19 protein-coding genes, 2 pseudogenes and 1 riboswitch are annotated in these 22,197 nt (G+C 72.0%); of the genes and pseudogenes, 7 read left to right on the top strand and 14 right to left on the bottom strand.

Going from position 1 to position 22,197, the window contains the following annotated elements:
- The first annotated feature begins 166 nt into the window (after positions 1 to 166).
- Complete coding sequence (locus SSQG_RS06385; protein ID WP_003988908.1) at positions 167 to 823, top strand: uridine kinase family protein; 657 nt, start codon at positions 167 to 169, stop codon at positions 821 to 823.
- Between the two features lie 432 nt (positions 824 to 1,255).
- Positions 1,256 to 3,118 carry an AAA family ATPase gene (locus SSQG_RS06390; RefSeq protein WP_003988909.1) on the top strand — a complete coding sequence of 621 codons (1,863 nt, stop codon included), beginning with the start codon at positions 1,256 to 1,258 and terminating at the stop codon, positions 3,116 to 3,118.
- A gap of 95 nt (positions 3,119 to 3,213) precedes the next feature.
- On the opposite strand, the gene SSQG_RS06395 is transcribed toward SSQG_RS06390, so the two are convergent.
- From SSQG_RS06395 to SSQG_RS06435, 9 genes are all read right to left on the bottom strand, one after another.
- Positions 3,214 to 4,290, bottom strand: a complete 1,077-nt coding sequence (locus SSQG_RS06395; protein WP_039932057.1) for a hemolysin family protein — start codon at positions 4,288 to 4,290, stop codon at positions 3,214 to 3,216.
- Positions 4,287 to 5,618 (bottom strand): hemolysin family protein, encoded by a 1,332-nt coding sequence (locus tag SSQG_RS06400; RefSeq protein WP_003988911.1) that lies wholly within the window; start codon positions 5,616 to 5,618, stop codon positions 4,287 to 4,289. The genes SSQG_RS06395 and SSQG_RS06400 overlap by 4 nt, the downstream gene beginning before the upstream one ends.
- A gap of 238 nt (positions 5,619 to 5,856) precedes the next feature.
- Positions 5,857 to 6,312 (bottom strand): PH domain-containing protein, encoded by a 456-nt coding sequence (locus tag SSQG_RS06405; RefSeq protein WP_003988912.1) that lies wholly within the window; start codon positions 6,310 to 6,312, stop codon positions 5,857 to 5,859.
- A 13-nt stretch (positions 6,313 to 6,325) separates the two neighbouring features.
- Positions 6,326 to 7,174: an ATP phosphoribosyltransferase gene (hisG, locus tag SSQG_RS06410; RefSeq protein WP_003988913.1), complete on the bottom strand. Its 849-nt coding sequence runs from the start codon at positions 7,172 to 7,174 to the stop codon at positions 6,326 to 6,328.
- Between the two features lie 45 nt (positions 7,175 to 7,219).
- The gene (locus SSQG_RS06415) at positions 7,220 to 7,492 is read right to left on the bottom strand and encodes a phosphoribosyl-ATP diphosphatase (protein WP_003988914.1); all 273 of its coding nucleotides are present in this window, start codon (positions 7,490 to 7,492) and stop codon (positions 7,220 to 7,222) included.
- 34 nt (positions 7,493 to 7,526) lie between these two features.
- A complete protein-coding gene (gene ribH / locus SSQG_RS06420) occupies positions 7,527 to 8,012 on the bottom strand; it encodes a 6,7-dimethyl-8-ribityllumazine synthase (RefSeq protein ID WP_003988915.1) in 486 nt (161 codons plus the stop codon).
- A gap of 20 nt (positions 8,013 to 8,032) precedes the next feature.
- Positions 8,033 to 9,319 (bottom strand): bifunctional 3,4-dihydroxy-2-butanone-4-phosphate synthase/GTP cyclohydrolase II, encoded by a 1,287-nt coding sequence (locus tag SSQG_RS06425; protein ID WP_003988916.1) that lies wholly within the window; start codon positions 9,317 to 9,319, stop codon positions 8,033 to 8,035.
- A complete protein-coding gene (locus SSQG_RS06430; protein WP_003988917.1) occupies positions 9,316 to 9,960 on the bottom strand; it encodes a nicotinamide mononucleotide transporter family protein in 645 nt (214 codons plus the stop codon). The genes SSQG_RS06425 and SSQG_RS06430 overlap by 4 nt, the downstream gene beginning before the upstream one ends.
- Positions 9,957 to 10,565 carry a riboflavin synthase gene (locus SSQG_RS06435; protein WP_003988918.1) on the bottom strand — a complete coding sequence of 203 codons (609 nt, stop codon included), beginning with the start codon at positions 10,563 to 10,565 and terminating at the stop codon, positions 9,957 to 9,959. Before SSQG_RS06435 ends, SSQG_RS06430 begins: the two co-directional genes overlap by 4 nt.
- Positions 10,566 to 10,707: 142 nt before the next feature.
- A riboswitch (FMN riboswitch) is annotated at positions 10,708 to 10,838 on the bottom strand.
- A 427-nt stretch (positions 10,839 to 11,265) separates the two neighbouring features.
- Here SSQG_RS06435 and SSQG_RS06440 point away from each other — a divergent pair.
- Positions 11,266 to 12,045 (top strand): SDR family oxidoreductase, encoded by a 780-nt coding sequence (locus SSQG_RS06440; protein WP_003988919.1) that lies wholly within the window; start codon positions 11,266 to 11,268, stop codon positions 12,043 to 12,045.
- A gap of 16 nt (positions 12,046 to 12,061) precedes the next feature.
- Here SSQG_RS06440 and SSQG_RS06445 read toward each other — a convergent pair whose 3' ends face one another.
- Positions 12,062 to 13,309 carry an ROK family transcriptional regulator gene (locus SSQG_RS06445; RefSeq protein ID WP_003988920.1) on the bottom strand — a complete coding sequence of 416 codons (1,248 nt, stop codon included), beginning with the start codon at positions 13,307 to 13,309 and terminating at the stop codon, positions 12,062 to 12,064.
- A 132-nt stretch (positions 13,310 to 13,441) separates the two neighbouring features.
- On the opposite strand from SSQG_RS06445, the gene SSQG_RS06450 reads away from it, so the two are divergent.
- Together SSQG_RS06450 and SSQG_RS06455 are read left to right on the top strand one after the other, a co-directional pair.
- On the top strand, positions 13,442 to 14,647 hold the full coding sequence (locus SSQG_RS06450; protein WP_003988921.1) for an MFS transporter: 1,206 nt from the start codon (positions 13,442 to 13,444) through the stop codon (positions 14,645 to 14,647).
- 102 nt (positions 14,648 to 14,749) lie between these two features.
- On the top strand, positions 14,750 to 16,129 hold the full coding sequence (locus SSQG_RS06455) for a uracil-xanthine permease family protein (RefSeq protein ID WP_003988922.1): 1,380 nt from the start codon (positions 14,750 to 14,752) through the stop codon (positions 16,127 to 16,129).
- Here SSQG_RS06455 and SSQG_RS06460 read toward each other — a convergent pair.
- Positions 16,108 to 17,245: pseudogene (locus tag SSQG_RS06460) on the bottom strand (glycoside hydrolase family 6 protein). The gene SSQG_RS06455 and the pseudogene SSQG_RS06460 sit on opposite strands and share 22 nt — an antisense overlap.
- A gap of 175 nt (positions 17,246 to 17,420) precedes the next feature.
- Between SSQG_RS06460 and SSQG_RS06465 the strand changes: the two are divergent.
- Positions 17,421 to 18,149 carry a DUF5995 family protein gene (locus SSQG_RS06465; protein ID WP_039932058.1) on the top strand — a complete coding sequence of 243 codons (729 nt, stop codon included), beginning with the start codon at positions 17,421 to 17,423 and terminating at the stop codon, positions 18,147 to 18,149.
- Here the strand turns inward: SSQG_RS06465 and SSQG_RS06470 are convergent.
- Together SSQG_RS06470 and SSQG_RS06475 are read right to left on the bottom strand one after the other, a co-directional pair.
- Positions 18,146 to 19,843: a flavin monoamine oxidase family protein gene (locus tag SSQG_RS06470; RefSeq protein WP_003988926.1), complete on the bottom strand. Its 1,698-nt coding sequence runs from the start codon at positions 19,841 to 19,843 to the stop codon at positions 18,146 to 18,148. The genes SSQG_RS06465 and SSQG_RS06470 overlap by 4 nt on opposite strands.
- A gap of 53 nt (positions 19,844 to 19,896) precedes the next feature.
- A complete protein-coding gene (locus SSQG_RS06475; protein WP_003988927.1) occupies positions 19,897 to 20,685 on the bottom strand; it encodes a carbon-nitrogen hydrolase family protein in 789 nt (262 codons plus the stop codon).
- 297 nt (positions 20,686 to 20,982) lie between these two features.
- Here SSQG_RS06475 and SSQG_RS06480 point away from each other — a divergent pair, with 297 nt between their 5' ends.
- Positions 20,983 to 21,561 (top strand): hypothetical protein, encoded by a 579-nt coding sequence (locus SSQG_RS06480; protein WP_003988928.1) that lies wholly within the window; start codon positions 20,983 to 20,985, stop codon positions 21,559 to 21,561.
- On the opposite strand, the pseudogene SSQG_RS06485 reads toward SSQG_RS06480, so the two are convergent.
- A pseudogene (locus tag SSQG_RS06485) lies at positions 21,530 to 22,197 on the bottom strand (MFS transporter); the annotation flags it as partial. The gene SSQG_RS06480 and the pseudogene SSQG_RS06485 overlap by 32 nt on opposite strands.

The following is a 22,197-nucleotide window of genomic DNA, read 5'->3' on the forward strand; positions in this document are numbered from 1 at the left end:
ACGGGCGACACGGGTCCACCGCCCGGCCGGGCGCACACATGTATGCGCCACATAGGAGCACAGCCCGCCGGGTCCCGCCAGCACTTCGACGCGCGCCACGCCCGACCAATATTGGCGTCGACCACTGGCACGGGCCGAGGGCGCCGTCGTTAGAGTGCTGAGCGAGATGAATCCACCCTTCCGCCATGCTCCGGGACCGGCCGTCCGCGACCTGGCCTCCCGGATCCGCCGGCTCCCGCCCTCCTGCGGCCCGGTCCGTCTCGTCGGCGTCGACGGCCACGCGGGCTCCGGGAAGACCACGTTCGCCGGGCAGTTGGCGACAGCGCTGGGGGGCGCGCCGGTGCTGCGCCTCGACGACATCGCCAGCCACGACGAACTGTTCGACTGGACGGGGCGCCTGTTCGACCAGGTGCTCGAACCGCTGACCCACGGCCGGACCGCGCACTACGCCCCCTACGACTGGCGCGCCCGCCGCTTCGGCCCCAGGCGCCCCCTGCCGCCCGCGCCAGTGATCCTCGTCGAGGGCGTGGGCGCGGGACGCCGGGCGCTGCGGCCCCACCTCGCCCTGCTGCTGTGGATGGAGCTGCCGTGCGAGGAGGCCTGGGCACGGGGGCGGGCACGCGACGGGGAGGAGCAGCGAGAGTTCTGGAACGGCTGGGTCCCGGCGGAACGGCGCCATTTCGCCCACGACCCCTCGCGACCCTTCGCCGATCTCCTGGTACGGCAGCAAGAGAAGGGGTTCGAGGTACTCCCGGGACCTGCGGAGGCCGTTGGACCGGACCATCCCCTCACCCACGGTGACGGACCGCCCGCAGTGTGCTGAACTTGTGAATGCGCTTGCGGGACAACTTGCCGGAGTGCTTCAACTCGGCTTGACCGCCAGGCCGTACAGGACTTACGTTCTGAATGTGCGGCCATTCGAGCCGCCCACAGACGCGAAGCCCCCGGTTGTTCCCCCGTGATCGGGGGCTTCGTTCTGTCTTCCGCCGGTTTTCCGGGCGGCAGGCGGTGCCTGACGCTCACCCTCGGTCACCGTGCGCGGCTCTGCCGCATCCGCTCCCACCTCGCCGAACGGCCCGTGCGGCACCCTACGGGGTCGCCGCCCCCGCAGGTACGATGCCCTCGTTGCGACCAACGGACGGTTGCTTCGTACACCTTGCAACTCCGGTCCGTGGCACAGCGGTTCGAGCAGGGCAGCCGACTGGGGGGACGGCTCGTTGGGACACCGACGGGGGCACGGTTTGTGGGGGACGTGATGGACTTCGGCACGCAGGGCCCTCAGGCCCCGGCCGACCTCGCCTGGCTGCGAGGCGTGGATGCCTACACCATGGGCGCCTATCCGCAGGCGGAGGAGGAGTTCCGCGCGGCCGTACGGATGGACCCCGGCATGGCCGACGGCTGGCTCGGGCTGCACGCGCTGCGCGTCGACACGACGACGGCGCTGCTCAGGATGTTCCGGCACCGTGACCGCTTCGGCGAACAGCGCACCCGGTACCGCCGCACCCTCAACTCCTGGTACTGGCTGGGCTGGTGGGTGCAGCCCGTGCTGGAGAGCCCGCGCGACCTGCTGCTCGCGCACGCCTCCCACTGGCTGGACGGCCGCCACGTCCCCGAACTGGACCGGGCGCTCGCCGGGCTGCCGCCGGTGGACACCGACGCCCACGTCCGCTTCCTGCACGCCTGCCGGGCCTATCTGGTCAAGGACTGGGAGCAGCTGGTCCGGCACACGGACCCGCTCGTGGACGACCCGATGCTGGGTATCGAGGCGGGCCTGTTCGGCGGTATGGCCCGAGTCCGCCTGGAGATGTACGGACAGGCCGAACCGCTGCTGTCCGCCGCGTTGATGCGCTGTCGAAGCGAGCAGCCGCAGCGCAAGGAGCTGCGCTACTGGCTGGCCCGCGCGCACGAGGGCACCGGGCGCAGCGCCGCCGCGCTCCCCCTGTACCGGGCCGTGCACCGCGTCGACCCCGCCTTCATGGACACCTCGGCCCGGCTCGCCGCGATAGCCGAGGGCGACGGCTACGACGACACCACCGACCTCGCGGCGATCACGCTCACCGGTGCCGGCCAGGACGCGGTGGACGGCCCGGACGGATTCGACCCGCTCTTCGGTGCCGAGGGCCGCGACCTGAGAATGCCCGACCCCGAGCCGCCGGTCTCCGCTCCCCTGCCTCCGCTCACCGGCCCGGCGGTACGCGAGAAGGCCGGCCCGGCGCCGTCCCTGCCCGCCGGGCCCACCGACCCCGCGTTACTCGAGGAGGCGCTCGCCGAGCTCGAGCGCATGGTCGGCCTGGAACCGGTGAAGCGGCAGGTCAAGGCCCTGTCGGCGCAGCTGAACATGGCCCGGCTGCGGGCCGGGCAGGGGCTCCCGGTCCAGCCGCCGAAACGCCACTTCGTCTTCTCCGGCCCCTCCGGCACCGGCAAGACCACCGTCGCCCGGATCCTCGGCCGCGTGTTCTACGCCCTCGGGCTGCTCGGCGGCGACCATCTCGTGGAGGCGCAGCGGGCGGACCTGGTCGGCGAGTACCTGGGCCAGACGGCCGTGAAGGCGAACGAACTCATCGACTCCGCCCTCGGCGGCGTGCTCTTCGTCGACGAGGCGTACTCGCTGTCCAACTCGGGCTACGGCAAGGGGGACGCGTACGGCGACGAGGCGCTCCAGGTGCTGCTGAAGCGTGCCGAGGACAACCGCGACCACCTCGTGGTGATCCTGGCCGGCTACCCGGAGGGCATGGACCGTCTCCTCGCCGCCAACCCCGGGCTGTCCTCCCGCTTCACCACCCGCGTCGACTTCCCCTCCTACCGCCCCCTGGAGCTGACCGAGATCGGCAAGGTGCTCGCGGCGGAGAACGGCGACGTGTGGGACGAGGAGTCCCTCGACGAGCTGCGGTCGATCGCCGGGCACGTGGTGGACCAGGGGTGGATCGACGAGCTGGGCAACGGCCGGTTCCTGCGGACGCTGTACGAGAAGAGCTGTGCGTACCGGGATCTGCGGTTGTCCGTGTATCCCGGGGTGCTGGAGCGGGAGGATCTGGCGACGTTGCGGTTGCCGGATCTGATGCAGGCGTACGGGGAGGTGCTGTCCGGGCGGGGGCCACAGGATCCGCCCGGACTGTGAACCGGCTGAGCCTGCGGGCAGTCGTGCCGCTGGGGCGGCACAGGTGGGCGCGGCGGCACCCCGCTGCGCCGGGCTGCGCACCCGCCCGGCCCCAGCTACGTCGCCAGCACCTCCTCGCCGGACCTCGGCTCGGTCAGCCGGACCTCGCGCACCTCGCGATGCGCGGGATCCCGCACCTCCCCCACCAGCAGCTCCAGCACGTCCTCCAGCGCGACGAGCCCCAGCACCTTCCCGGACGCGTCGGCGACCTGGGCCAGATGTGTGGCGGCCCGCCGCATCACCGTCAGCGCGTCGTCCAACGGCAGCTCGGACCTCAGCGTCGTCATGGGCCGCCACAACTGCTGGGGCACGGCCCGGTCGGAGTGCTCCAGGTCGAGGACGTCCTTCACATGGAGGTAACCCATGAACGCGCCGTTCTCCGCGGCGACCGGGAAGCGGGAGTACCCGGTGCGGGCGGTGAGCTCGACGATGCGCCCGGGGGTGACCGACGGGCTGACCGTCACCAGTGACTCGCGCTTCAGCAGGACGTCCGTCACCGGGCGGGAGCCCAGCTCCAGGGCGTCCTCCAGGCGTTCGGCCTCCTCGGGGTCGAGCAGGCCCGCCTGACCCGCGTCCTCCACCAGCCGGTTGAGCTGCTCGCTGGTGAAGACGGCCTCGACCTCGTCCTTGGGCTCGACGTGGAACAGCCGCAGGATGCCCTGGGAGACGGCGCCGAGCGCGGCGGTGATCGGCTTGCAGAAGCGGGCGAACCAGACCAGGCCCGGGCTGAGCCACAGGGCGGCCTTCTCGGGGGCCGCCATCGCCAGGTTCTTCGGGACCATCTCGCCGATGACGAGGTGGAAGAAGACCACCGCGGCGAGGGCGAGGACGTAGGTGAGCGGGTGGATCATGCCGTGCGGCAGGTGGATCCACTCGAAGACCGGCTCCAGCAGGTGCGCGACGGTCGGTTCGGCGACCGCGCCGAGGGTGAGGGAGCAGATCGTGATGCCGAACTGGGCCGCCGCCATCATCTGCGGCAGCCGCTCCAGGCCGTAGAGGACCTGCCGGGCCCGGGCGGTGCCGAGGGGCTCGATCTGGCTGCGGCGTACGGAGACGAGCGCGAACTCGGCGCCGACGAAGAAGCCGTTGGCGAGGACCAGCAGTGCGGCGAAGGTCAGTTGGAGCACGCTCATCGGGCGGCCTCCATCACGGCGACCGGGGCGGTCCGGACGAGCCGGACCCGCTCCGCGCGGTAGTGGCCGACCTGGCGCACCGACAGCCGCCAGCCGGGCAGCTCCGCCTTGTCGCCGACGGCCGGGATACGGCCCAGCAGGTCGGCGATCAGCCCCGCGACGGTCTCGTACGGGCCCTCGGGCGCCTCGAGGCCTATCCGCTGGAGGACGTCGACCCGGCAGCTGCCGTCGACGTCCCAGGCGGGCCGGCCGTCCTCCGGCGGGGCGGAGGCGAGCTCGGGCAGGTCGTGGCCGTCGTGTTCGTCGCGGACCTCACCGACGATCTCCTCGACGATGTCCTCCAGGGTGACGACACCGGCCGTGCCGCCGTACTCGTCGACGACGACCGCGATGGGCTGCTCGCTGCGCAGGCGGGCGAGGAGCGGCCGCACGGGCAGGGTCTCGGGGACGAGCAGCGCCGGGCGTGCGATACGGCCCACGGGGGTCCGCAGCCGCTCCTGCACGGGGACGGCCAGGGCGTCCTTGAGGTGGACCATGCCGACGACCTCGTCGATCTTCTCCCGGTAGACCGGGAAGCGGGACAGTCCGGTGGCGCGGGTCAGGTTGACCACGTCCTCGGCGGTGGCGGAGGACTGGAGCGCGCTGACCTTCACACGCGGCGTCATCACGTGCTGTGCGGTCAGCTCGCCCAGCGAGAGGGTCCGCACGAAGAGATCGGCGGTGTCCTGTTCCAGGGCGCCGGCCCGGGCCGAGTGACGGGCCAGGGAGACGAGTTCGCCGGGGGTGCGCGCGGAGGCCAGTTCCTCGGCGGGCTCGACGCCCAGGGCGCGCACCAGCCGGTTCGCGACGGCGTTGAGGCCGGCGATGACCGGGCGGAACAGCCGGGCGAAGACGTGCTGCGGGCCCGCGACGAAGCGCGCGACCTGAAGGGGCTTGGACACCGCCCAGTTCTTGGGCAGGAGCTCGCCGATCACCATCTGCACGGCGGAGGCCACGAGCATGCCGACGACGACCGTGACACCGGAGACGGCTCCCTCGGGGATGCCGATCGCGGTGAACGGGCCGTGCAGCAGCTCGGCCAGCGCCGGTTCGGCGAGCATGCCGACGACGAGGGAGGTGATGGTGATGCCGAGCTGGGTGCCGGAGAGCTGGAAGGACAGCTCCCTGAGGGACTCGACGACGCGGTGGGCGCGCCGGTCGCCGTCGGCGGCGGCCTTCTCGGCCTCCGCCCGCTCGACCGTCACGAGGCCGAACTCGGCCGCGACGAAGAACCCGTTGGCCAGGATCAGCAGGAACGCGGCTGCCAGGAGCAGCAGGGGGGTGGTCATGATGCCGCCGCCTCCGCACGGTCGCGGACACGGTCCGCGCTATGTCGGCAGGGGGCGGCGCAGGTACTACAGGACGATCCGTCCATCGCCGGAGAGGGTCACTCCTCGGTTAGCAGGAGCCCCTGGCGCACCGGGCGGGGCGGCAGGGGCGGAGGCGCATCCGTTCGCGCCTCCGGAAACAGATTAATCAAGACATGGCCCGATGCGGCAGGGTGACCACCCTGAGGATCTCCCCGAGTCAGCCCTGAGACCGCTCGGGGTCCGCCACGGAACGGGCCTCGGCGAGCGCCCGCAGGGCACGGGCGTCGGCGATCGCGCGCTGCCTGGCGAGGCCCGGCTGGATGCCGAGAGCAGGCAGGCTGGTGCCGTCGCTGAGGTTGAGGAAGACCCAGGGGTCGCCGGGCCGGAGGGTCACCTGGAGAATCTCGGCCCAGTCCAGCCGGCGCTTGTTCGTGAGATTCACGACAGTGACGCCGTCCTCGTCGGCGACGACCTTGGGCCGTGCCAGCAGGAGCAGCACCGCGTCCAGCAGGAGGGCCGTGACGACGAAGCTGAGGCGCTCGGCGGGACTGAGCTGCTTCAGCAGCATCGCGACGGCCGTGATCACCACGAAGATGGCGACGGCGGCGGTGAGCAGCACCGCGCGGGTGCTGCCCGGCCGGAAAGTGACGGGCAGGGTGGGCAGATCGGACATCGGTGCGCGCCCCTCAGAGACGGCAGGCGTGGATGGCCGTGGTCAGGATGGCCCGGGCGCCGATGTCGTACAGGTCGTCCATGATCCGCTGCGCCTCCTTGGCCGGGACCATCGCGCGGACGGCGACCCACCCCTCGTTGTGCAGCGGGGAGACGGTCGGCGACTCCAGGCCGGGGGTGAGGGCGACGGCCTTCTCCAGCTGCTCCACCCGGCAGTCGTAGTCCATCATCACGTACGTCCGGGCGACCAGGACGCCCTGGAGGCGGCGCAGGAACTGCTGCACCTTCGGGTCGTCGGCGTCCGCGCCGGTGCGGCGGATCACCACGGCCTCGGACTTCATGATCGGCTCGCCGGCGACCTCCAGGCCCGCGTTGCGCAGCGAGGTGCCGGTCTCGACGACGTCGGCGATCACCTGGGCGACGCCGAGCTGGATTGCGGTCTCGACGGCGCCGTCGAGGTGGACCACGGAGGCGTCGATGCCGTGGTCGGCGAGGTGTGCCGCGACGATGCCCTCGTAGGAGGTGGCGACCGTCTTGCCCGCGAGGTCCGCCAGGCCGCTGATGGTGCCGGGCTTGGCGGCGTAGCGGAAGGTGGAGCGGGCGAAGCCGAGGGCGAGGATCTCCTCGGCGTCGGCACCGGAGTCGATGAGCAGGTCCCGGCCGGTGAGGCCGATGTCGAGCTGGCCGGAGGCGACGTAGATCGCGATGTCGCGGGGGCGGAGGTAGAAGAACTCGACCTCGTTGGTCGGGTCGACGATCCGCAGTTCCTTGGATTCGCGGCGCTGCTGGTAGCCGGCCTCATGCAGCATCTCCGCCGCAGGGCCGGACAGGGAACCCTTGTTGGGGACGGCGATGCGCAGCATGAGGTCGGCTTCCTTTGCGTGGTGTCTTGCGGGAACGGGGGTGGCTCAGAGGTGGGCGTAGACGTCGTCGAGGGAGATGCCGCGGGCGACCATCATCACCTGGACGTGGTACAGCAGCTGCGAGATCTCCTCGGCGGCGGCTTCCTTGCCCTCGTACTCGGCGGCCATCCAGACCTCGGCGGCCTCCTCGACGACCTTCTTGCCGATGGCGTGGACGCCCTTCTCGACCAGTTCTGCGGTGCGGGAAGTGGCGGGATCGCCCTGGGCGGCCTTGTGCTGGAGCTCGGTGAAGAGCTCCTCGAACGTCTTCTTGGACATGGTGTCGCTCAGCCTATGCCACAGGTGGCTTTCGTCAGCGCCAGGGTTCGGATACTGAGCGGAGGGTGGCCGCGGTCGCCACGGCCGCCGTCACCGCCTCGTGTCCCTTGTCCTCGTTGGAGCCCTCGATGCCGGCGCGGTCCAGGGCCTGCTCCTCGGTGTCGCAGGTCAGCACGCCGAAGCCGACCGGGACGCCGGTCTCGACCGACACCTGCGTCAGGCCCTGGGTCACGCCCTGGCACACGTACTCGAAGTGGGGGGTGCCGCCGCGGATGACGACACCCAGGGCCACGATCGCGTCGTAGCCGCGGCCCGCGAGGACCTTGGCGACGACGGGGAGCTCCCAGCTGCCGGGGACCCTGAGGAGGGTCGGCTCGTCGATGCCCAGGTCGTGCAGGGCGCGCAGGGCGCCGTCGACCAGACCGTCCATCACCTTCTCGTGCCACTGTGCCGCGATGACGGCGACCCTGAGGTCACCCACATTGCGTACGGACAGCTCCGGTGCACCCTTGCCGCTCACGTCTCTCCCTCTGTGCTCTCTTACTGGTTGCCGCAGGCCGGCACGGTGGTCGTGTCCAGCCAGGGCAGGTCGTGGCCCATCCGGTCCCGCTTGGTGCGCAGGTAGCGGAGGTTGTGCTCGCCGACGCTCACGGGCATGGGCACGCGGGCCTTGACCGCGATGCCGTGGCGGACGAGCGCGTCGGTCTTGTCGGGGTTGTTGGTCAGCAGCCGGACGCCGCGCACACCGAGGTCGGCGAGGATCTGCGCGCCGGCCGCGTAGTCGCGGGCGTCGGCGGGCAGGCCGAGTTCGAGGTTGGCGTCGAGGGTGTCGCGGCCGCGCTCCTGGAGTTCGTAGGCCCGCAGCTTGGACATCAGGCCGATGCCGCGGCCCTCGTGTCCGCGCAGGTAGACCACCACTCCGCGGCCTTCGGCCTGGATGCGGGCCAGGGAGGCGTCCAGCTGGGGCCCGCAGTCGCAGCGGGCGGAGCCGAAGACGTCGCCGGTGAGGCATTCGGAGTGGACGCGGACCAGGACGTCGTCGCCGTCGCCGATCTCGCCGTGCACCAGGGCGACGTGTTCGACGCCGTCGAGGGTGGAGCGGTAGCCGTAGGCCGTGAAGGTGCCGTGGGCGGTGGGCAGTTGGGTCCTGGCCTCGCGGCGGACGGTGGGTTCGCTGCCGCGCCGGTAGGCGATCAGGTCCTCGATGGAGATGATCGTCAGGCCGTGCTTGCGGGCGAACGGGATCAGCTCGGGCAGGCGCAGCATCCGGCCGTCCTCGCCGGCGATCTCGACGATCGCGCCGACCGGGCGCAGGCCCGCGAGGCGGGCGAGGTCGACGGCGGCCTCGGTGTGGCCGTTGCGGGCCAGGACGCCGCCGGACCGGGCGCGCAGCGGGAAGATGTGGCCGGGGCGCACGAAGTCGTCGGGCTGGGCGGTGCCGTCGGCGAGCAGCTGGAGCGTGGTGGCGCGGTCGGGGGCGGAGATGCCGGTGCTCACGCCGTGGGCGGCGGTGGCGTCGACGGAGACCGTGAAGGCGGTCTTCATCGACTCGGTGTTGTCCTCGACCATCTGCGGGAGCTTCAGCCGGTCCAGTTCGTCGCCCTCCATGGGGGCGCAGATCAGGCCGCGGCACTCGCTCATCATGAAGGCGACGATCTCGGGGGTCGCCTTCTCGGCGGCGATGACGAGGTCGCCCTCGTTCTCCCGGTCCTCGTCGTCGACGACCACGACGGGGCGGCCGGCCGCGATGTCGGCGATGGCCTGCTCGACGGTGTCGAGCGTGAAGTCCTCGACCTCTGTGCTGTACAGGACGGTTGCGGCGCTCATGCCGGCGCTCCTTCCAGGGTGGGCTGGGCTGCCGCGCGGGAGCGCAGCCACCAGTCGCGCAGGCCCCACAGGACGAGCGCACCGTAGATGACGTAGACGAAGCCGGAGAAGGCGAAGCCGTTGGCGAAGTTCAGCGGGACGCCGACGAGGTCGACCAGGAGCCAGGCGAGCCAGAACTCGACCATGCCGCGGGCCTGGGCGTACATCGCGACGACGGTGCCGACGAAGATGTAGGCGTCCGGCCAGGGGTCCCAGGACAGGGTCGGGAAGGCGGTGAACAGCCCGCCGACCGCGAGGGTGCCGAGGGCGGCCGCCCCGGCGAGCACTCCGCGCTCGCGCCAGGTGGCGAACCGTACGGCGATGGTGCCGTCCTGGGCCTGTCGTCGGCCGCGGTTCCACTGCCAGAAGCCGTAGGCGGCGACGAGCATGACGACGATCTGCTTGCCGGCGCTGCCGGAGAGGTGGGCGGTGGCGAAGGCCGCGAAGAGGATGAGGCCGGAGAGGAACTGGGTGGGCCAGGTCCATATGGAGCGCCGCCAGCCGAAGGCGAGGCCGATCAGGCCGATCACGTTGCCGATCATGTCCGACCACTTGATGTGCTGGCCGAAGAGCGTGAACGCCTCGGAGTTGAGCCAGTTCACTTGGCCGCCTCCTGCGCTCGGTCGCCCATCATCCGCTCGACGTACTTGGCGATGACGTCCACTTCGAGGTTGACCGGGTCGCCGGGCTGCTTGTGGCCGAGCGTGGTCAGGGCGAGCGTGGTGGGGATGAGGCTCACGGTGAAGTGGTCCGGGCCGGCGTCGACGACGGTGAGGCTGATGCCGTCGACGGTGATGGAGCCCTTCTCGACCACGTAGCGGGTGAGGTCCGCGGGGAGGGAGATCTTCACGATCTCCCAGTGGTCGGACGGCTTGCGTTCCAGGATCTCGCCGGTGCCGTCCACATGGCCCTGCACGATGTGCCCGCCGAGGCGTTCGCCGACGGCCATGGGGCGTTCGAGGTTGACGCGGGAGCCGGCTTTCAGGGCGCCGAGGCTGGAGCGGTTCAGGGTCTCGGCCATCACGTCCGCGGTGAATTCGTCGCCCTCGTGGTCGACGACCGTGAGGCAGACGCCGTTGACGGCGATGGAGTCGCCGTGCTTGGCACCCTGGGTGACAACTGGGCCGCGCAGGCGGAAGCGACAGGCGTCGTCGAGGGTCTCGACGGCGGTGATCTCGCCCAGCTCTTCGACGATTCCGGTGAACACTTCCCGGGTCCTCCTGCCTCTTCGGGCACGGACTCCGGGGCTGTCGATGTCGACAGAAGTACGAGCAGGGACACTGGGGGCGACGCCGGATGTGGTTCGCCCGAGGGCGAACTTCTCGGCGGCGCGCATGTATGCCCGCTCGCCGCGCACTGCCTCCCATCCGGACTTTAACCGTCGGTCCAGGAATTTCACCTGGTCAACCGGCCGCTGGAAGCGACCGGGTCGCGGACTGTAACCGCCGGTTCGGACTTTCACCGACCCCGGAGTGCGCTGCTGTTGATACATGGCCAGTGTGCCATGCCTGATCGCCGACCAAAATGTGGGGTGCCTCACAGAAAGTGTCGCCGTGCTACCCGAGCGCGACGGCGGGTCCAACTGCGGGGCGGGCGCCCACCCTTGACCGGCTCGGGATCGGTCCGTACCTATTGACGGTGTGGTCTAGTCCTTTCTAGGGTCGCCGCAACCCGCAACCCGCAACCCGCAACTCGCAGACCGCAACCCGCAGACCGGCCCGGCGGCGGTGACGACGGCCCTTGCCCGCCGTCGGGCCTTCCCACGCCGCGCGGACGGTGTTCGGGTCCTCCTTCGCTGATCACCGGGGTGCGGACCGTGGTCGCCCCGGAGAAGCTGGAGTTCGTCACGCGTGAGCGACGACGGGTGCTCCCCCCGGGGGCGCCGGGCTGCGAAGGGACGGAACAGCATGAGCACGATCCTGGTGACCGGCGGCACCGGAACACTCGGCCGGCTCGTCGTCGAGCGGCTGCGCGCGGACGGGCACGAGGTGCGGGTGCTCAGCCGGCACGCCCAGCCGTACGCCGTCGACCTGCGGGAGGGCGGTGGCGCGCTGGACGCGGCCGTCTCCGGTGTGGACACGATCGTGCACTGCGCGTCGTCGCCGAAAGGCGACGAGCAGGCGGCGGCGCACCTGATCAGGGCGGCGCGCGGCGCCGGGGTGGCGCACCTCGTCCACATCTCCATCGTGGGCGTCGACCGGGTGCCCTTCCGCTACTACCGGAGCAAGCTCGCGGTGGAGCGGCTGATCGAGGAGTCGGGGATCGGCTGGAGCGTGCTGCGGGCGACGCAGTTCCACGATCTGCTGGTCATGCTGCTCCAGGTGCTGTCGAAGCTGCCGGTGCTGCTCCTGCCGGCGGGCGTCCGGGACCAGCCCGTCGAGGTGGACGAGGTCGCGGACCGGCTGGCCGGGCTGGCCGCGGGCGCGCCGGCGGGGCGGGTCGAGGACATGGGCGGGCCGGAGGTACGGACGCTGGAGTCCCTGGCCCGGGCGTACCTGAAGGCGACCGGCCGCCGCCGGGCGGTGGTGAACGTCCCGCTGTGGGGCGCGGCGTACCGGGGCTTTCGCGACGGTGGTCATCTGGCGCCGCGGCAGGCTGTCGGCACGGGGACGTTCGAGGAGTACCTGGCACGGCGGTACGGGGGCGGGGGGCCGGCTCGGAAGGGGAGCGAGCGGTCCACGTCGTGAGAGCACCGGGTACGGCCTACCAGGACTGAACCGGCCGTTCCCCGGGGGTGAAGAGCTCCTCCTGGGCGCGGTCGCGGGCCGTGAGGAGGGCGCCGCGCAGGACCGCGCCGCCGCCGAGGGTGGTCGTCCGCACCTCGGTGGGCAGGGGCGTCATCCGGGCGATGCGGTCCTGTACGCGGGCGGCGAGTTCGTCGCCGCCCGCTCGGCCGACCTCGCCGCCGAGCACCACGCATCCGGGGTCCAGGATCGCGACGACCGAGGCGACCCCCACGACGAGCCGGTCGGCGAGGGCATCGAGGAATCGAGCGGCGGACCCGAAAGCCTCTGAGCGGGCCCCACCGTCTTCCACCAGCCCGACCGCCGACCGCACCACGCCGGTCGCCGCCCGAACCACTCCCACCGTCGACGGTTCTTCTCCCGCCGCCACCGGAACACCGCACTCCGCGGCCAGTTCCAGCACCGCGGCCGACGAGGCCAGCGAATGGAACCCACCCTCGCAGTCCGTCGCGGACGGCAGCCCTGTGGTGCCCGGCACGGGCAGGAAGCCGATCTCGCCGGTGCCGCCCGAGGCCCCGCGGCGCAACGCACCGTCGAGGACCACCGCCGCGCCCGTGCCGTGCCCCAGCCACAGCAGGACGAACGTGTCGCGGTCCCGGGCCACGCCGTCGCGCTGCTCGGCCAGCGCCGCGAGGTTGGTCTCGTTCTCGACGCTCACCCGAGCCTCGGGCAGCCGCTCCTGGAGAGCGGCGACGAGCCGGCGGTGCCACTCGGGCAGCCCGGAGGAGTCGCGCAGTTCGCCGCTGGCCGGGTCGATCAGCCCGGGCGCCCCGATGCCGACCGTGTGCAGCCGGTCCGCACCGGCCTCCTTCACCACGCGCTCGACCAGGGCGACCGCCTGCTCCACCGCGGGGCCGGTCCCCGTGTCCCCGCCGATCGGCACCGACGCCTCGGCCAGCACCCGGCCCACCAGGTCGGCGACGGTCACGGCGACGCTCTCGGTGCGTACGTCGAGCGCGGCGAGGTGCGCCCGGTCGGCGACGATGCCGTACACCTTGGCGTTGGGCCCGCGCCGCCGCTCCCCCGCCTCGCCGACCACAGCGATCAGACCGGCGACGGTGAGTCGTTCGACGAGGTCGGCGACGGTCGGCCGGGACAGACCGGTCCGCTGCTTCAACTGCCCTGCCGTCAGCGGGCCCTCCTGCTGAAGCAGCCGCAGGGCGAGCCGGTCGTTGATGGCCCGGGCGGTGCTCGGGGATGCGGGCATGCCGGGATCCTTCCAGACGGGTGAGTCCGTCGGCCGTGGTCCGCTGGAAACCCTCTTATTATCAGGCAGGGTTCCTGATAGTTTACGCCCGCACCTGGTGAGTGCGGCGGAGACCTGGAGGGGGATCGCAGAATGGGCAACGTGGCCGACGAACTGCGCGAGGTGAAGCGGTCCCGGTACGCCGTGGCCGCCGTCTTCGCCGTACACGGCGCTGTGACCGGCTCGTTCGCCACGCGCGTGCCGTGGATCCAGGACCACGCGGGCGTCACCGCGGGGCAGTTGGGGATCGCGCTGGCCTTTCCGGCGCTGGGCGCGTCCGTGGCGATGCCGCTCGCGGGCAGTGTCACCCACCGCTTCGGGGCCCGTAACGCACTGCGCGGACTGATCGCCCTGTGGACGATGTCCCTGGTCCTGCCGTCCCTCGCCCCGAACCTGCTCACGCTCTGCCTGGCCCTCTTCACGTACGGCGCGACCGCGGGCATGGCGGACGTGGCGATGAACGCCCTGGGTGTCGAGGTCGAGAACCGCCTCGACCGGTCGATCATGTCCGGACTGCACGGCATGTGGAGCGCGGGTGCCCTGGTCGGCTCGGCGGCCGGCACCCTCGCCGCGCACCTCGGTTCGGACGCCCGGCTGCACCACGTGCTGGCCGCCGCGGTCCTCACCCTCGTCGGTGTCCTGTCCTGCCGGTGGGTGCTCGACCTGCAGCCCGCCGAGGACGAGGAGCCGCCGCCGAGGTTCGCGCTGCCGCCCCGGTCGGCGCTGCTCATCGGCGCGATCGGGTTCTGCGCGGTGTTCGCCGAGGGCGCGAGCCTGGACTGGTCCGCGGTCTACCTGCGCGAGCAGCTGGAGACCTCGGCGGGTCTCGCGGCGGCGTGCACGACGGGCTTCACCCTCACCATGGCCGTCGCCCGGATCGCGGGCGACCGGATCGTGGACCGCTTCGGTGCCGTGCGGACCGTGCGCGCGAGCGGGGTGCTCGCCGTCCTCGGCGGACTGATGATCGTCGCCGCCCGGCAGCCGGCGGTGGCGATGGCCGGGTTCGCGCTGATGGGGCTGGGCATCGCCGTCGTCGTACCGCTGTGCTTCGCGGCGGCGGGGCGCAGCGGCTCCAATCCGAGCCTGGCCATCGCGGGTGTAGCGACCATCACGTACACCTCGGGTCTGATCGCGCCGAGCGCGATCGGCATGCTCGCACAGGCGACCAGCCTGATGGTGTCCTTCTGCCTGGTGACGCTGCTGTCCTGCGGTCTGATGGCGTTCGCGGGCGTGCTGCGTCCCGGCGAGCGGGCGACGATCAGCAAGCCGGACGCGGCGGTCCCCGACCCGCGGCCCTGAGCGGACCGCCGCCGTCCCGGTCGGCCCCCGGTCACCACCGCCCCTGACGCACCCCGACAATGGTCCGGACACTCGCACGCACGACGAAAGCGAAACCGCACCATGGATCTCGGCGTCCGCTGGAAACTGCACGGCGACAGACGCACCCCGGCGCCCGGCGCGGTGGTCCGCCCCGACGAGCGGCTCTCGTGGCCCCGCACGGCCGGGCTCGGTGCCCAGCACGTGGTGGCCATGTTCGGGGCGTCTTTCGTGGCTCCGGTCCTGATGGGCCTCGACCCCAACCTCGCGATCATGATGTCGGGCGTCGCGACCGTCGTGTTCCTGCTCGCCACGCGCGGGCGCGTCCCCAGCTACCTGGGCTGCTCGCTGTCCTTCGTCGGCGTGGCGGCGGTCATCCGCGCGCAGGGCGGCAGCAGCGCCACCGTCACCGGCGCGGTCTTCGTCGTCGGTGGAGCGCTGTTCCTGGTGGGGCTCGCCGTGCGGAGGTTCGGGGCGCGGATCATCCATGCCGCGATGCCGCCGATCGTGACCGGCGCGGTGGTGATGCTGATCGGCTTCAACCTGGCGCCCGTGACGGCCTCGACGTACTGGCCTCAGGACCAGTGGACGGCGCTGCTGGTGATGCTGTTCACCGGGCTCGCCGTGGTGTGCCTGCGCGGCTTCTGGTCCCGGATCGCGATCTTCCTCGGGCTGGTCTTCGGGTACGGCATCTCGTGGATCTTCGACCTGGCCTTCGGCAAGATCCACTCGGTGGACGCGAGCGGCAAGCTCACCGACCACTGGCGGCTCGACCTCTCCGGCGTGGGCAAGGCCGACTGGATCGGGCTGCCCACGCTGCACGCCCCGTCGTTCGAGTGGTCGGCGATCCTGGTCGCCCTGCCGGTCGTCATCGCGCTGGTCGCGGAGAACGCCGGGCATGTGAAGGCGGTCGGCGAGATGACCGGCGAACGGCTGGACGACAAGCTCGGCACGGCGATCGCGGCCGACGGCGTCGGCTCGATGCTGTCCACCGCGGTCGGCGGCCCGCCCAACACCACGTACTCCGAGAACATCGGCGTGATGGCGGCGACCCGCGTCTACTCCACGGCCGCCTACTGGGCCGCCGCCGGTTTCGCGCTCCTCTTCGGCGTCTGCCCGAAGTTCGGCGCGGTCGTCGCGGCCATCCCGGGCGGTGTCCTCGGCGGCATCACCGTCATCCTGTACGGCATGATCGGGCTGCTCGGCGCCCAGATCTGGATCAACGCCAAGGTGGATCTGCGCAACCCGCTGAACCTGGTGCCGGCGGCCGCGGGCATCATCGTCGGCGTCGGCAACGTCTCCATGAAGATCACGGACACGTTCTCGCTGAGCGGCATCGCCCTCGGCACCCTGGTCGTCATCACCGGCTACCACGCGCTGCGGACCTTCGCCCCGGCCCACCTCAAGACGCAGCACCCGCTGCTGGACGAGGGCACCTCCTCCTACGACGACGCCAAGTCGTAGGCGTACGACGCCGTGAACGTCCCCGGCCTGCCCTTGCAGCCGTCCGACTCCCCCGGCAGCTTGACCCAGAGGTAGGCGTCGATTCGGGCCTCGCCGGTGCTGAGGGTGGGGGTGCGGCCGAGCTTGCGGCCGGCCGGGTCGCACCACTCCCCGTCGGCCGGGGCGCCGTTGCCGTTGCGGCTGGTGTCGATGACGGCGCCGAGGCTCGCCGGGCCGCCGAGCGCGTCGAGGACCCGCCGGTCGTAGGCGGCCTCGGCGGCCGTGGTGTGGAAGTTGGAGACGTTGCTGAAGATCCCGTCGGAGGACTCGGGCGAGGCGGCCCCGGCCTGCCGCAGCCACGCCGCCTGCTCGCCCGGCGCGTTCCAGCCCGAGTGACCCGCGTCGAAGTACACCCGCGCCCGGGGGTTGGCGGCCTTCAGCACGCGTCCGGCCCGGGCCAGCGAGGCGAACCGGTCCGCGCGCCGGCCGGCGGACAGGCACTCGGTCTGGGCGACGGAGTCGGGCTCCAGGACGACGATGACCTCGCCCGTGCCCAGTCCCGCGGCGAACCGGTCGATCCAGGCGTCATACGCGTCCAGGTCCGGTGCCCCGCCCTGGGAGTGGCCGCCGCAGTCCCGGCCGGGTATCGCGTACGGCACGAGGACGGGCACGCGGCCCTGCGCGGCCCCGCCCGAGGTCACGGCGGCGACGCGGGCGGTGACGGTGTCCGGCGCGTAGTCGGCGAACCAGACGGCGGCCGGCTGCTCCGCGATGCGGGACGCGATGACCGCGCGGCGGGGGTCGCCGGAGTGGGCCCGGACCCAGTCGAGCACCTGGGAGTCGGGGTGGCGGTAGAGCCGGCCGGGTCACGGCGGTCGGCTCCTCGTCCCGCTCGTCCCGCGCGGCTAACGACGGGGACGGTGCGGGGCTCGCGCTCCGCTTCGGAGAAGGCGTGGGAGCAGCGGACTCGGCGGCGGTCGGCGCGGACGCCGACGGCATGGCGGGCAGCGGTGCCAGGCGGTGCGAGGCGGACACTGAGGGGCGTGCAGCCTCGTCGGCGGCCCGCCCGTCGTCGACGGCTGCGAGGCCCCCCGCGACGACTCCGGCGGCGACCACGACCGAGGCCGCCACGACCATCGCGCCGCGCCGGGCGGCGCGCCTGCGCTCGGCCCTGCGGGCGGCTAGGCGCCGGGCACGTGAGCCTGACACGGTGCCGCTCCCCCTCCCCCTGCGGCGGGCGGTGTTCCCCCGTTTCGGGGAAGCGCCGGGCCCGCCGGTACTCCCGCCAGCCTAGAGCTGGGACTCTGCCCGCATGCCGCGATGCGAACAAGTCCCCCCAGCCGTGGACACTCCGGTCGACGGAGTCATCTCCCGTATGCGCGCCCTCGACGCCGCCCTGCACCCCCGGGACGGGGTGGCCGTCTTCAACCGCGTCTACCTCGCCGTGACGGAGGCGGTGGACCGGTACGTCGACACCGGGCGGTTCGCGGACCCGCACGCCGCGATCACGCTGGACGTACGGTTCGCGCGGCGGTACCTGGACGCCGTCGAGGCAGTGGCGGACGAGCGGCTTCCGCCCGCCTGCTGGAGGCCGCTGTTCCAGTTCCGCCGCCATCCCGGTGTACGGCCGTTGCAGTTCGCGCTGGCGGGCATCAACGCGCACATCGGGCACGATCTCGCGCTGGCCGTGGTGGACACCTGCCGTACGCTCGGCTGCGCACCCGCCGAGCTGGAGGACGAGTTCGACGCGGTGGGCGATCTCCTCGTCTCGCTGGAGGAGCGCATCCGCGAAGATCTGATGCCGGGCCCCGACCTCCTCCAGATCGCCGACCCGCTGACCCATCTGCTCGGCTCGTGGAGCCTGGACCGTGCCCGCGACGCCACCTGGACGGCGGCCCGGGCGCTCTGGGCGCTGCGCGATTTCCCCGACGTCGCCGAGGAGTTCACCGCCCGCCTGGACACGGCGGTGGGCTTCGCGGGGCGCATGCTGCTCACGCCCCTGACCGAGCCCGGGTCGCCGGCCCCATGGGGTGTCCGCTAGTCCTCCGGCAGCTCGACGGGGGCGATCTCGTCGTAGACGTCGCCGGGGCCCGGGTTGGTCGGGTCGGTCGTGCCGCCGAAGTGGTGCATGACGCCCCAGACCGCGTTGAGGGCGGTCTGGACGGCGCCCTCGGCCCAGCCGGCCGTCCAGGAGATGTCGTCACCGGCGAGGAAGATGCCGCGCTTGTCCTCGGGCAGCCGGTCCTGCATGAAGTGCGTGAAGAGGCGCCGCTGGTAGCGGTAGTGGCCGGGCAGGTTGGCCTTGAACGCGCCCATGAAGTAGGGCTCGTTCTCCCAGGAGACCGTCACCGGGTTGCCGATGATGTGCTTCCGGATGTCGACCTTGGGATAGATCTCGCCGAGCGACTTCAGCATGACCTCCATCCGCTCGTTCGCGGACAGCGGCAGCCACTTCAGGCTGTCGTCGCACCAGGTGTAGGAGAGGCAGATGACGGCGGGCTTGCCGGGACCGTCGTCGAGCAGGTAAGTGCCGCGCGTCATGCGGTCGGTGAGCGTCATCGACATGACGTCCCGGCCCGTCTCCTCGTCCTTGTCGAGCCAGAACGGCCGGTCCACGGGGACGAAGAGCTTGGAGGACTCCATGTAGTGGGTGCGCTCGATCGCCGTCCAGTGGTCGATCGGGAAGAGCGAGTCGTCGCAGGCGATCTTCGACAGCAGCATCCAGGACTGGGCGGTGAAGATCGCCGCCTGGTAGGTGCGGATGTCCCCGTGGGCGTCGGTCACGGTGATGCGGTTGCCGGCCGTGCGGTGCAGGCGGGTGACGGCCGGGCGGGGCTCGCCCCCCTCGTGCAGGCTCGCGAGCGAGGTCCCCTGCGCCCAGTGGACGATCTTCGCCGGCTCGCGCTCCCACAGGCGCAGGGGCAACTGCTGGGAGCCGCCGACGATGCCGCGGTGGTGGTCGTCGGCCTCGGTGTAGACGACGCGCAGGATCTCCAGGATGGAGTTGGGGAAGTCGGTGTCCCAGCCGCCCGTGCCGAAGCCGACCTGGCCGAAGATCTCCCGGTGCCGGAACGACCTGAACGCCTCGGAGTCGCACAGGAAGCCGTAGAAGGTCTGGTTGTCGAGCTTCTCGACGAGCCGGGACCAGATCTCGCGGATGCGCGGCACGTCCCGCTCGCGCAGGGCGCGGTTCATGTCGGAGAAGTCGGCGCCCTCCTCCAGGCAGCGGTTCCAGGCCTCGGCGACGTCCCGGTACACCTGCGGCAGGTCGTCGATCGTCTCGGCGTAGTGCGACTCGCCCTTGAGGTCGACGACGGTCGACGGGGTCGCCTCCGCCAGGGGGTTGGGGAAGGACCGCGTCTGCAGGCCGACCAGGTCGATGTAGTGCTGGAGGGCGGTGGAGGAGGGCGGGAAGCGCATCGCGCCCATCTCGGCGGTGAGGGACTCGTCGCACCCGTCGAAGCCCACCGTCCGCAGCCGGCCGCCGATCCGGTCGGCCTCGTACACGACCGGCTTGAGGCCCATCTTCATCAGCTCGTACGCGGCGACGATGCCGGACAGGCCGCCGCCGATGACCGCGACCTCCGTACCGTGCTCCGTCGCGGGTATCTGCCCGAGCCCCGCCGGGTGGGCGAGGAAGTCGTCGTACGCGTACGGGAAGTCCGGGCCGAACATGGTGATCGGCGGCTGCTGCGCGTCTGCGTGCTCGACGGCGTTGGGCACGGTGGACGTCATGGGGTGCGGACTCCTTGCAGAGGAACGATCAGGGTGTGCGGATCAGGGGGTTCTCAGACGAGCGGCCCGTACAGGCCCGGGCGCCGGTCCCGCAGGTAGGGGTTGGCCTCGCGCGACGCGGCGAGGAACACCGGGTCGACGTCGGCGAGGACCAGTTCCTCGCCGCGTCCGGCGCGGGTGCGGGCGACCCCGTCGGGCCCGGCGAGCGTGGAGAGGCCGACGAACTCGAACTCCCCTTCCTGGCCGGCCCGGTTGACGTACGCGACGTACATCTGGTTCTCGAAGGCCCGCACCGGGATCAGCGACTCGGCGACGAACTGGAACGGGTGCATCTGCGCCGTCGGGACGACCAGCAGGTCGGTGCCGGCCAGGGCGTGGGCGCGGACGTTCTCCGGGAACTCGACGTCGTAGCAGATCAGGATGCCGACGCGGAGGCCGTCGATCTCGGTCTGGACGACCGTCCGGTCACCCGGGTGGAAGTGGTCGCGCTCGAAGCAGCCGAAGAGGTGCGTCTTGCGGTAGTTGGCGAGACGGGTGCCGTCGGCGGAGATCAGCTGGGCGGAGTTGAACACCGCGTCGCCGTCCCGCTCGGGGTAGCCGTAGGCGATCGCCAGGCCGTGGCTCGACGCGATCTCCGCGATGGCGTCCGCGCGGTGTCCGTCGGCGGGCTCCGCCAGGCGGCCGATGTCGTCGCCGATCGCGTACCCGGTCAGGAACATCTCCGGCGTGACGAGCAGCCCGGCGCCCGCGGCGGCGGCCCGGCCCGCGGCCTCGTCGAGGACCTTGAGGTTCTCGACGGTCGAGCCGGGGCGGCCGGAGCTCTGGAGCAGGGCGGTGCGCATGGGTGTTCCTCACCGGGCGGAAGGGTGGTTGTGGGGGCCACGTAGACGGTACGGGCGGCGGAGCGGGAGGGACAAGAAGGCGCCGTTGCGCGCCGATGACCGGTTTGTTGCGTGCTCCGGGTGTGAGCGGCGATTCGTTGCGCCGCCGAGGTCGCAGGTCGGCTCATCCCTGGGGCGCAGGGCGGTCCTGCCTCCCCGCCGGTCGGCGGAGGCAGGGTCCCGCCTCGGGTGCGATGTGGCGGGGGCGCGGCGCCGGAAGAGTGGGGGCCGTCCACTCGACCTGCCGAAAGGACCGTGATGAACCGCCGTACGAAGATCGTCGTGCTCGGCTCCGCCCTGCTCCTCACCGCCGGAGCGGCCTCTGCCGCCACCGCGTCCGACGAGCCGCCGCGGCAGCGGGAGACCGCCACCGCTTCGGACGCCCCGCCCCGGGAGCGGGAGGCCGCCGCGCTCACCGGCACCGCCAAGCTGTACCGCTCGGCCGGGGACGACATCACGTTCTCGTTCGACGCGCATCTGGCGGCGAAGGACACCGCCGACCCGATGAAGGCGACCGGCACCTTCGAGTTCAGCCACTACCTCAAGGACTTCGGCGCCCGGGCCAAGGTCAAGGTCGACTGTCTGGTCACCGGCGGGAAGGTGGCCGTCGTGTCCGGCGTCATCACCGAATCCGACCTCCCGGGCGCGGAGGGCAAGCGGGTCGGCGTCACCGTCCACGATCTCGGCCACCACGACCGGCTCGGCTACAGCTGGGCCTCGACCGGCCGCCCCGGCGAGGGGAACGAGCCGCCGAAGTGCGTGAGTTCCGCCCCGTACGAGAAGGTGAAGAAGGGTACGGGCGACTTCAGGGTCGTGCCGTGGCAGCCGAAGCTCTAGCCAGTGCCAACGCCGTGACCACGTAGGGAACCGCGAGCACCGCGAAGACGGTGCTGTGCGCCAGGTCCGTGCCGAGCAGCGCGTACACGCCGAACGTGGCGACCGTGGCGAGTTCGGTGCCCAGGCTCGCCAGGGAGGTGAGCGTGGCCCGCCGGGACTCGTCGATACGGTGCTGGAGACGGACGTCGGCCAGCACCTCCGCGAGCTGGAACCCGGCGAAGGCGACGCTCACGAGAGCGATGCCGGCCAGTGAGCGGGCCGCGGCACCCGCCGCCAGAGCGAGTGCGGCGCCCGCGAGCAGCGCAGCGAGTCCGGCCGTGCCGAGGCGTTCGGCCGGTCCGGTCAGGAGGCTGCCGACGGTGACGCCCGCCCAGATCAGCATGATCAGGTAGGGCACCGTCGCCTCGGCGACGCCGAGGTCCCCGACCAGCAGTGGGGTGTACTCGTCGAGTGCGCCCCACACCGCGGCCACGGCCGGGACCAGCAGCAGGGCGCCGCGCACCGTACGGTCCCGGCGGACTCGCGAGCCCGGGTCCGAAGGGTCGTCGCCCAGCTGTCGCGTCGGCGTCTCCGGCGGGCCCGTGCTCGGGAAACGGTGGCCGTGACGGCGGGTCAGCACCACAGGCCAGGATGCTC

It is taken from the genome of Streptomyces viridochromogenes DSM 40736 (genome assembly GCF_000158955.1).
In the GTDB taxonomy this organism is placed as follows: Bacteria; Actinomycetota; Actinomycetes; order Streptomycetales; family Streptomycetaceae; genus Streptomyces; species Streptomyces venetus.